Here is a 9,325-nt window from a genome sequence, read left to right on the forward strand (position 1 = left end):
ACCGCAGTCGTCGTCCTCTTACTCAGCATGGACATGGCGTGCCTCCAGCATGGAATGATGGCTTTCCGGCTTCGGCGCGAACCAGCGATGGAGCGCGGGCAGAACCAGAAGCGTAAGAACGGTCGACGACACCAATCCGCCCATGACCACCGTCGCCAGGGGTCGCTGCACCTCCGCACCAACGCCGGTGGCGAACAATAAGGGCGCCAAACCGAGCGCGGTCGTCAGCGCCGTCATGAGAACCGGCCTTGCGCGAAGGCCGGCGGCTTCAACTGCAAGCTCATCGCGATCCCGCCCTTCACGTGCGAAATCGTCCATGAAACTGACGAGCACCATGCCATTGCCAAGCGCGATCCCGAAAAGGGCGATGAACCCGACGGTCGCCGGAACAGACACAGGCAGACCACTGATCCAAAGCGCCATTGCGCCGCCAGTCAGGGCGAGCGGGATGTTGAGCAGGATCAGGACGGCAGATTTCATGCGGCCGAATGTCAGCAGAAGGATGAGGAAGACGATGGCGAGCGTGATCGGGATCACGACCGCGAACCGCTTGTTGGCTTCCCGCTGCAGTTCAAATTGACCGCCCCACTCCACCCGGTACCCGGCCGGCAAATCAAGATTCGCGTCCACCGCATTCTGGGCTTCGCTGACATAGCTACCGATGTCCCTGCCCCGCACGTTGAGTTGCACGGTGATGAACCGCTCCCCATTCTCGCGCGTGATTTGCCGCGGTCCGACGATTTCCCGTATCTCAGCGACGCTTTCCAGCGGAATACGTGCGCCGCTTTCGGACTCGAGAATGATACGGCCGATCGCTGCCGGCGTGTTTCGATCGTCTTCCGCGAAGCGGACGACGACCGGAAACTGGCGCACGCCTTCAAACACAGCACCTGCTTCTGCGCCGCCAACCCCTGATCGCAAGGCCTCCAGCGCGTCTTCGATACTGAGACCATAACGGCCGAGTGCTACCCGGTTGAGCGATACAACAAGTTGCGGCGCGCCGGTAATCTGGTCCGCCTGGACATCACTTGCACCCGGAACATCCTGAAGGATGGATTGCAGTTTCTGAGAGCCGTCCAGCAGGACATCCGAGTCCGGCCCGAATATCTTGACCGCCAACTGAGCCTTTGTGCCCGTGAGCAGCTCATCGACCGACATCGCAATGGGTTGGCCGACATTGACGCGGACACCAGGAAACGAACCCAGATTGTCCGAAATGGCGGTACGCAGTTCATCCGGGCTCATTCCATCCCGCCATTCGCTTCTCGGCTTGAGCGCAACAAAGGCCTCGATACTGTTGACGGGGTCAGCGTGTGCGCCAACCTCGCCGCGCCCGATCCGGCTCACTATTGAGTCAATTTCCGGAAAGGCTTCGAGCAACCGGCTTTCAATACGTGTCGAAGTAGCCTTGGCTTCAGTCAGCGATATCGAGGGTGCCATCGTGACCCGAAGCAGGACATCGCCTTCCTCCAGTGCGGGCGTGAACTCTGACCCGAGCCGTGTCGCAGACAGCCCGCCAGCGAGCAGCAACGCACAAGCCAGGCCGATCGCAGCCATCCGTTGGCGAACAAAGAAGGCCGCAAGCGGTTTAACAAACCGCGTCAACCATCCTTCTGCGCCGGACTCTGCCTTGTCTGAAGGCCGCATCAGACCGAGCGCCATGGCTGGTGCAATCAACGCTGCATACAAAAGCGACCCGGTCATCGCCAGCGCAGCTGACGCGGCGAGGGGGCGGAACGTCTTTCCTTCGGTGCCCTGCAGCGAGAACAAAGGCAGGAAAACGATAATGACGACAGCGACTGCTGCAATCAGGGGAGCGATGACTTCGGTGCTGGCTCGCGCCACGGTCGTTCGAGCATCTTCGCCGCTTTGCCGTTCCTTGAAGCTCCTATCAACATTTTCCGCAATCACGATCGCACCATCGACCATCATGCCGATTGCGATGGCGACACCGCCCAGCGTCATCAGGTTCGCACCTATGCCCAGGAGGTTCATCGCGATGAAGGCAAATCCAACTGAGAACGGAATGGAAAACACAACAACCAGGCTCGGCCGCCACCCGCCCAGGAACGCAAACACGACAATTGCAACGAGCAGAGCCCCTTGCCACAGCGCCGTTGTTACCGTTGCCGCGGCTTTCCGGACAAGCGTGCCCTGATCGTAATAGGGGATTGCCTTGACGCCAGCCGGAAGTGAGGCGTTGATCTCATCGAATCTTGTTTTGGCGTTCTCAATGACATCTGACGTATTTGAACCGTAAAGCTTGAGCACAAGACCAGCAACGGCCTCGCCTTCTCCGTTGGCGGTCGCAAGACCCTGCCGGACGCCCCCTCCAATCTCCACTTGGCCAAGATCGCGGACCCGGATTGTCCGGCCATCAACCGTTCTGACGGGCGTTTCGCGAAGATCGTCGAGCGTGCGAGCAAGGCCAACGCCGCGAACGGTGTATTGCTCTGCACCTATTTCAATGAACTGGGCGCCCGCAGTCCGGTTTGCCGATTCGAGCGCAGCGATCACCTCTGAAACGGACAGGCGGTATGAGGTCAGCTGATCGGGATCAAGGCGAACCTGATACTGCTTCTCGAACCCTCCCAGTGACAGGACTTCAGTCACGCCTTCAACCGATTGCAGCGGATATTTGATCATCCAGTCTGCAATCTCGCGCAGTTCTACTAGCGATCGCTCGCCGGTCTCATCGACAAGGCGGTAATACATGATGATCCCGAGACCGGTCGAGATCGGGCCCATCTTGGGCGTACCAAACCCCTGGGGAATCGCTTCCGCCGCTTCGCCCAACCGCTCTCCGACGACTTGCCGGGCAAAATAGACATCCGTTCCATCCTCAAAATAGATATTGACGACAGACAGACCGAAATTCGAAGTTGAACGGATTTCCTCGACCTTTGGCAGGCCAGACATGGCTGTTTCTATGGGATAGGTGACATACCGCTCCACCTCTTCGGGTGAAAGTCCTTCAGTCTCGGTGAAGACCTGGACTAGAGACGGGGAAGGATCGGGAAACGCATCCACCGGAAGGCTTCGGAAAGCAAACAATCCTCCGATTGCGAGGGCAAACGCCGCAATGGCCGCAAGAAGCTGGCCACCAGCGAGTCGGTGCATAAGGTTAAACATCTACTTGGTCTCCTAGTGCGCGTGGCCGTCGCCAAAAGCGTCTTTTTCAAGCTGGGCTTTCAAGGTAAATGCGCCCTCGATGACGAGCGCGTCCCCCGCTTCGAGGCCCGACAGAATCTGTGTGAACCCATTTGCACTGTCGCCTGGCACAATCCGCTTTGGTTCGAATCCATCATCAGTTGGGACGAAGACGGAGGGCGTGCCCTCAACTTCCACGATAGCCCCCGACGGGACGCGAACGGACGTTGCGGTCCCACCCGTCTCGATGTGCGCCGTCACGAACTGGCCCGGCTTCAGACGGTGCTCGCTATTGTCAACGACAACGCGTGCCGTTGCTGTGCGGGAAGTCTCGTCGATGACGGGAAGGACAGTGGCAATCACCCCGTCAGCGAGTGTTTCGCCGGTCTCCTGTCGAAGTGAGACCGGAAGTCCGACATCTATTTCGCCGAGATTTTCCTTGTAGACGGCGATATCAGCCCAGACGACGCTGTCGTCGATGATCACAAATATTGGATCATCTCCAGCTGAAACCGTTTCGCCCAGCGAAACGGTTCTCCGGATGATCTTTCCGGCAATGGGAGACGTCACATAGGCGTGGGACAAAGCTCCGTCTGCAACGTCATCCAATCGATCGAGAACCTCATGCCCGACCCCAACAGCGTGGAGCCTGTTCTCGGAAGCTTCAAGCTGAGCGTTGGCCGCCGCATAGGCAGCGCGGGCAGATTGGACGTCGGCCTCGGCTGTGATGTTCTGCTTAAAAAGCCGTTCCTCTCGCTCCAGTTCAGCCATTGCGAGCTGTTCTGCTGTCTGGGCATTGAGAAAGTCCGCCTTGAGACCCGCGAGTTCGCGGCTCGTCAGAAGCGCCAGAGTAGCTCCGGCCTTGATGGTATCGCCCTCTCCCGAGTAGAGACGGGAGACAACACCTTCGACCTTGGGAGAAAGTCGCGCTACCCGGTCGGCGTCGAACCGGATTTCAGCAGGCAGTTCAATCCCACCCGCGATCCGGCCCGTCTCCGCTTTTCCTGTTCTGATGCCAGCCGCCTTCGCTTCATCCAGACTGAGTTCAACATGATCCCCTTCATCGTGGGCATCCGTTTCGTCATGCGCGCCGGCTTCATCGCCGTGGCCAGCTTCATCCGGCCGCCCATCATAATCGTGGCTGTCTTCATGGCCAGCTTCACGATCGGCCGGTAGTCCAGACCCCGATGCATCACCGCTGCATGCGGTGATGTAAAAGAGCGCAGGCGTCAGGAGCGCCGCATATAATAAGTTCCTGTTCATTGTGTATCTCCGTTAAACGGTGCTGCGCCGATCAGAGCGCGCAGCCGCAAGGTTTCTGTTTCAAGGACGAGCTGCGACGCAATGACGTCAGCGCGGGTTTCAATCAGGCTACGGCGTGCATCGAGGGTCGTGGTGAGATCAAACTTACCGACCCGGTAGCCCTCCGCCGCGGAGGCATAGGCTTCCTCGGCAAGCGGCAGAGCTTCATCTCTCAGGCGCTGAAAGCTTTGCTGAGCCGCACGGATTCGGGCGACCAGGCTTGCCTGCTCCGCCCGAAGGCGCGCTTCAACGGCCCTGGCATTGAGCTCTGCCCCGTCGGCCCTGATGCCTGCTGCCCGCGTAGCGTCGCGGTTCTGGTCAAACACTGGGAGTGGCAGGCTGATCCCGGCAAGGAAGGCGCTGTCGCCGGTATCTTCAAACCGCCGCACACCTGCCGTTACCGTCACATCCGGCCATGCGCCAGCTCTTGCGCGTTCAGTGGCCGCTAGCCGGGCTGCAGCATTGGCGCGAGCGGCGTCCAGACGGGGATGACCCGACATGTTTGCTCTCTCAGGTGGCAAGGCGGAGCCTGGGTCGTCTGTGGGCCTTGCCGGAAGCTCGAAATCCACTGACGAGCTTCCCCAGATCGAAGCAAGCGCAAGTGCGACAGCTTCAACTTCGCCTCGTGCCTTGTCCGCAACAGCCTTCAATGCAGCGGCTTCGGCCCGGGCCCGAGCGAGTTCCGGAGGGGCACCGGCGCCCGCTTCCACTCGCCTGGCAACAATATCGACGAACTCGCCGGAGAGTGCCGCCGATGAGTCAGCGACATCGGCAAGATCGATTGCGGCCTGAAGCTGGAGAAATAGCTCTCCTGCCAGGGCTTCCGCTTCGAGACGCTGGACACCGCACTCTGCGCGTGCACGCACTGCATCTGCGCGGGCAGCTCTTTCCGATAGCCTGCGCTTGCCGCCCAGCCGGAAGGTCTGTTCGAACGCGAGTGTGGTCTCGTAAGAGTCAAACCCCTGAAAGCCACCTGAACCAGCGAAGTTCTCGGTTTCCAGGGAGATGGCAGGATTCAGGCGGCGGCCCGCCTGATCGGCATCAGCCGAGGCTGCGCGCGCTTCGAGTGCAGCCAGCAGCACTTCCGGCGAGGCGTTTCCCGCCCGCGATACTGCGCCTTCCAGCGTCAAAGGCCCACGCTCAACCGTCGAGACGGTCGTTGAAGGCACCTGCAGGCATGGCTCCGCCTGTGCCGCCCCCGCCAGAATCGGCAGGGCAAGCGACGCCAATGCGCCGCGATATAGACTTTTCATTTTGTGTCTTGTCCAGTTCTAGAATTCAACAAGGAGGACCGCGTCAGCGACCCGCCGCGACTTGCTGAATCAGACCTTGGGAGGTCGATAGAGACCGTCCGGGTCAGAAACTGGGCAGCGCTCATTGAGCGGCATCGGGATGGGGCCGGACAATTCTTTGGAATTGGCAATCGAGACAGCGGCGCCACCCATCAGGTGAACATGACAACTTCCGCAATGATGGGCTGTATGGTCATGACCTTCGTGATCAGGGGCCTCGTCAGGCGCAACATCCAATGTTGTCAGGTCGTTGCAGACGATGCCGCCTTCATCGCAGGCATGCTCAATATTGGCGGCGGCAGATAGCGGGACCAAAGCGAATGCAACCATGACGGCGAGCGCCATGAGCATTCTGATGGGTCGTATCCAGCCGATAAGGTCCATTCTCGGATTGTCTCAGGCTTTTCTGGCTATCTGGTTAACACTTACTCTAAATCCCTTAGCACCTCCAGTCACTATAGGGTCAAGACCTTTTTGATGGAGGTACGGCCATGAGCTCTGCGCCTTCATGTTCCCCGACTAGACAATCATCATGATCGCCAAGTGCTGCCAGAACCGAACAGCTCGCGACAGTTCCGCCCTCACAGGCCGCAATCATCCGTTTCAGTTCAGCTTCAAGTGCCTCCAGTTTTGTCAGCCTGCGACGCACGGCTCCCAGCTGGTGGCGGGCAATACGATCGACTGATGCACAGTCCTTCTCCGCATCTGCCTGCAGGGAAACAAGCGCACGCACATCCTCAACAGGAAATCCGAGATCCCGCGTATGACGGATGAATGACAAACGCTGCACATCGCTGTCGGTAAATATTCTCTGACCGCTTTCGGTCCTTTCTGGTTCTTCCAGAAGGCCGATCGTTTCATAGTATCGGATCGTCGTGACTTTCACGCCGGAACGGCGCGCCAGCTGTCCTATGCTCAGATAAGCCATTCACCTAACCTCTTGCCCCTACAGTTACTATAGCAATTAGAAGGACACATTCGATAATCAAGAACGAACTGCCTATGGAAAAGCAAACCCCTATCATTCGGTTGGATGGATTAGCCGCCGTGTCCATTCTGCTCGATTTAGCTGACATGGTCAGGTTCTCGGGATGGTGTCTGTTACCCGCGTCGGTGGATCCACTTCCGATTACAGCCCCCGCCCAGCCTCACTTGCGACGGTGTCCCCTGCACAAGAACCATGGCTGGAAGACAAGTATAGCGAGGCCTGCCGGACATATCGGACGTCGACGCCACGCTTCATCGACCTCCCAAGAGGAGGCGCATCATGAGTGAGTGCTGCGGCCAGAAATCCTTCGACGGAACATCCAGGGCTTACCGGCGTGCCCTTGTCGCAGTGACGGCCATCAATGCCATAATGTTCGTAACCGAACTATCCGCAGGTTATGTTGCCAACTCCCAGGCTCTCAAGGCTGACGCGCTCGATTTCGGTGGAGATGCTGCGACCTACACCATCAGCCTGGCCGTGATCGGAATGAGCGTGTCGGTACGATCGATAGCATCCCTCTTGAAGGCGGGTTTGTTGGCAATCATCGCGAGCTTCATTCTCATCTCTACCTTGGTTCGAGTCTTCGCAGATCAGGCCCCGGAAGCCATGACCATGAGCGTCATCGGAGTCCTCGCGCTGGCAGCCAACTTATCAAGTGTTCTCATACTTCTTCAGTGGCGCAGCGGTGACAGCAATGTCCGGTCGGTCTGGCTCTGCTCACGCAATGACGCGATCGGAAATGTCGCCGTCATCGTCGCCGGTGGTCTGGTTGCGCTCACGGGTTCGTTCTGGCCCGATCTGCTCGTTGCTTTCGCGCTTGCAGGACTGTTCCTCAAATCGTCTTTGGCAATTTCCTCTCAAGCCTTGTCCGAACTCGCCGGAGCCCGCAGGAGAAACGTATCTGAAGCGAAGGCGCCTTCATGACGCTCCGTATAACCCCTGTCCTGATACTCGCATGCTTTGGTGTGCTGGCCTGGCTTTCAAGCATCCTGATTCCATCGTTTGGATTGGGTCTTGGCGTCACAGGCAAAGTCGTCGGCACTGTTTGTCTTGTTTCTGGAACAGCGGTTCTGATCATGGCACTCTCGTCTTTCAAACGCGCGTCGACGACAGTAGACCCCATCAATCCTGAAAACGCGGCCGTACTGGTAACGGCAGGCATTTATCAGTTCACGCGAAATCCGATGTATCTCGCCTTCGCGCTCCAGCTCACCGGTATCGCGATCTATTCTAACAACATCCTGGCGTTGATGATGCCTGCGCTCTTTGTTTTCACGTTGAGTAAATTGCAGATCTTTCCGGAAGAACAGGTTCTGCGGCGGAAATTTGGGGATCAGTATGAGCAATATTGCCGACGGACCGGGCGATGGCTCACTTTCCGCAGGCGTCGGAATCTGGCGAAGGACGCTCTCTCCATGGCGGCCCCCAAGTCGGACCCCGATTTTCGGCATCCTGATCCCTATGCCGAGAGGCAGGTGGGCAGACCTCACAGAACACGCATCGCAATCCACAGCCAGGGGCTGATTAAAGCGCAGGACAAAGACAATGAGCGGTGAAAATCTAAGTATCGATACAGCAGAGAAGCGCAGGACACTGCACATCGTTCTATGGCTGAATGTAGCGATAGCAATCGGCTTTTTTGCCTCCGGCTGGGCCGGCGACTCGAATGCATTGCTTGCGAATGGACTTGATAATTCATCGGACGCAATTGTGTATGCGTTGAGTCTGCTTGCACTAACTCGCTCGGCGATTTGGAAACGGAGCGCCGCGCGTCTTTCGGGAATAATGCTGCTTCTCTTCGCAGTCGGTGTGGTGTTCGACGCCGTTCGACGGTTTATCGAAGGGTCCGAGCCGCTCGGCTTGGTGATGTTGGGCATGGCGGGGATAGCCGCTGTCGTAAATTTGATCTGCCTCTGGCTCCTGAAGAGAATCGAGCACAAGGACGTGAACCTGCGCGCGGCAACAACATTCAGCTTCAACGATCTTATCTCAAATGGCGGAATTATTGTCGCGGGAGTGGTCGTCCTTTGGACCGGCTCCAATTGGCCCGATTTGATCGTTGGTCTGGCCGTTGCGGCAATAGCGGCTTATGGCGGCGTGGACATTTTGCAAGACGCCCAGACCGATAAAGACCGGGCATCGAAAGCCCAAAGCGCCGACTAGAGATGTCATCCCCTTTTGTTTGGGTACGGATTACATCCGCCCGACTGGCACGTCACTTGCGAATCTGGACTGTTTTGAACAATCTTGATTTGCGACTTTGCACGGCCATGCCGATTATCTCCGCTCTTGTGACTTTCCGCGTCGAACGCGAGGTTTTCTGACGCTTGGAGGCGATCATCACTTGCGTTTGCAGTATGCTATTGAGCTTGATGAACACGACGCTGGTTTCACCGGCATTGAAACTACTACCATGAGCTGTTGCGACAATTGCGCCGTAGATTATCGCGGAACGCCAGTCGCACCATGTAGCAACTGTTAGCACGGAAGTGGTTTGAACCGGTAGTTTCGATCCTCTTTGACCATGCTGTTGAGCCGGGTGAGCAGGCGTCTGGCGAGGGCGATGATGACCACTTTGAACGGTTTCCCGGCT

Annotated in this window: 9 protein-coding genes; 3 read left to right on the forward strand and 6 right to left on the reverse strand. The window is 57.9% G+C overall.

Annotated features, from left to right (window positions below):
- Positions 1 to 18: 18 nt before the first annotated feature.
- From ACFQDM_RS09290 to ACFQDM_RS09310, 5 genes are all read right to left on the reverse strand, one after another.
- Positions 19 to 3,132 carry an efflux RND transporter permease subunit gene (locus ACFQDM_RS09290; RefSeq protein ID WP_377378363.1) on the reverse strand — a complete coding sequence of 1,038 codons (3,114 nt, stop codon included), beginning with the start codon at positions 3,130 to 3,132 and terminating at the stop codon, positions 19 to 21.
- A 12-nt stretch (positions 3,133 to 3,144) separates the two neighbouring features.
- The gene (locus ACFQDM_RS09295) at positions 3,145 to 4,413 is read right to left on the reverse strand and encodes an efflux RND transporter periplasmic adaptor subunit (protein WP_377378364.1); all 1,269 of its coding nucleotides are present in this window, start codon (positions 4,411 to 4,413) and stop codon (positions 3,145 to 3,147) included.
- The gene (locus ACFQDM_RS09300) at positions 4,410 to 5,705 is read right to left on the reverse strand and encodes a TolC family protein (RefSeq protein WP_377378366.1); all 1,296 of its coding nucleotides are present in this window, start codon (positions 5,703 to 5,705) and stop codon (positions 4,410 to 4,412) included. Before ACFQDM_RS09300 ends, ACFQDM_RS09295 begins: the two co-directional genes overlap by 4 nt.
- Positions 5,706 to 5,774: 69 nt before the next feature.
- On the reverse strand, positions 5,775 to 6,128 hold the full coding sequence (locus ACFQDM_RS09305; protein WP_377378368.1) for a hypothetical protein: 354 nt from the start codon (positions 6,126 to 6,128) through the stop codon (positions 5,775 to 5,777).
- 79 nt (positions 6,129 to 6,207) lie between these two features.
- Positions 6,208 to 6,672, reverse strand: a complete 465-nt coding sequence (locus ACFQDM_RS09310; RefSeq protein WP_377378370.1) for a MerR family transcriptional regulator — start codon at positions 6,670 to 6,672, stop codon at positions 6,208 to 6,210.
- A 339-nt stretch (positions 6,673 to 7,011) separates the two neighbouring features.
- Here ACFQDM_RS09310 and ACFQDM_RS09315 point away from each other — a divergent pair, with 339 nt between their 5' ends.
- Genes ACFQDM_RS09315 through ACFQDM_RS09325 form a run of 3 tightly spaced genes read left to right on the forward strand, consistent with a single transcriptional unit; the run spans position 7,012 to position 8,895 of the window.
- Positions 7,012 to 7,656, forward strand: a complete 645-nt coding sequence (locus tag ACFQDM_RS09315; protein WP_273280359.1) for a cation transporter — start codon at positions 7,012 to 7,014, stop codon at positions 7,654 to 7,656.
- A 41-nt stretch (positions 7,657 to 7,697) separates the two neighbouring features.
- The gene (locus ACFQDM_RS09320; protein ID WP_377378372.1) at positions 7,698 to 8,288 is read left to right on the forward strand and encodes a methyltransferase family protein; all 591 of its coding nucleotides are present in this window, start codon (positions 7,698 to 7,700) and stop codon (positions 8,286 to 8,288) included.
- Positions 8,278 to 8,895, forward strand: a complete 618-nt coding sequence (locus tag ACFQDM_RS09325) for a cation transporter (protein WP_273280356.1) — start codon at positions 8,278 to 8,280, stop codon at positions 8,893 to 8,895. The genes ACFQDM_RS09320 and ACFQDM_RS09325 overlap by 11 nt, the downstream gene beginning before the upstream one ends.
- A 52-nt stretch (positions 8,896 to 8,947) precedes the next feature.
- Here the strand turns inward: ACFQDM_RS09325 and ACFQDM_RS09330 are convergent.
- The coding region (locus tag ACFQDM_RS09330) for a hypothetical protein (RefSeq protein ID WP_377378373.1) at positions 8,948 to 9,325 on the reverse strand (378 nt) is incomplete at its 5' end.

The organism is Ponticaulis profundi, assembly GCF_042659465.1.
Classification (GTDB): domain Bacteria; phylum Pseudomonadota; class Alphaproteobacteria; order Caulobacterales; family Hyphomonadaceae; genus Ponticaulis; species Ponticaulis profundi.

Excerpts from the sequence above, each read along its gene's own strand:
- ACFQDM_RS09290 (WP_377378363.1), bottom strand. The coding sequence starts at position 3,132 with ATGTTTAACCTTATGCACCGACTCGCTGGTGGCCAGCTTCTTGCGGCC.
- ACFQDM_RS09295 (WP_377378364.1), bottom strand. The coding sequence starts at position 4,413 with ATGAACAGGAACTTATTATATGCGGCGCTCCTGACGCCTGCGCTCTTT.
- ACFQDM_RS09300 (WP_377378366.1), bottom strand. The coding sequence starts at position 5,705 with ATGAAAAGTCTATATCGCGGCGCATTGGCGTCGCTTGCCCTGCCGATT.
- ACFQDM_RS09305 (WP_377378368.1), bottom strand. The coding sequence starts at position 6,128 with ATGGACCTTATCGGCTGGATACGACCCATCAGAATGCTCATGGCGCTC.
- ACFQDM_RS09310 (WP_377378370.1), bottom strand. The coding sequence starts at position 6,672 with ATGGCTTATCTGAGCATAGGACAGCTGGCGCGCCGTTCCGGCGTGAAA.
- ACFQDM_RS09315 (WP_273280359.1), top strand. The coding sequence starts at position 7,012 with ATGAGTGAGTGCTGCGGCCAGAAATCCTTCGACGGAACATCCAGGGCT.
- ACFQDM_RS09325 (WP_273280356.1), top strand. The coding sequence starts at position 8,278 with ATGAGCGGTGAAAATCTAAGTATCGATACAGCAGAGAAGCGCAGGACA.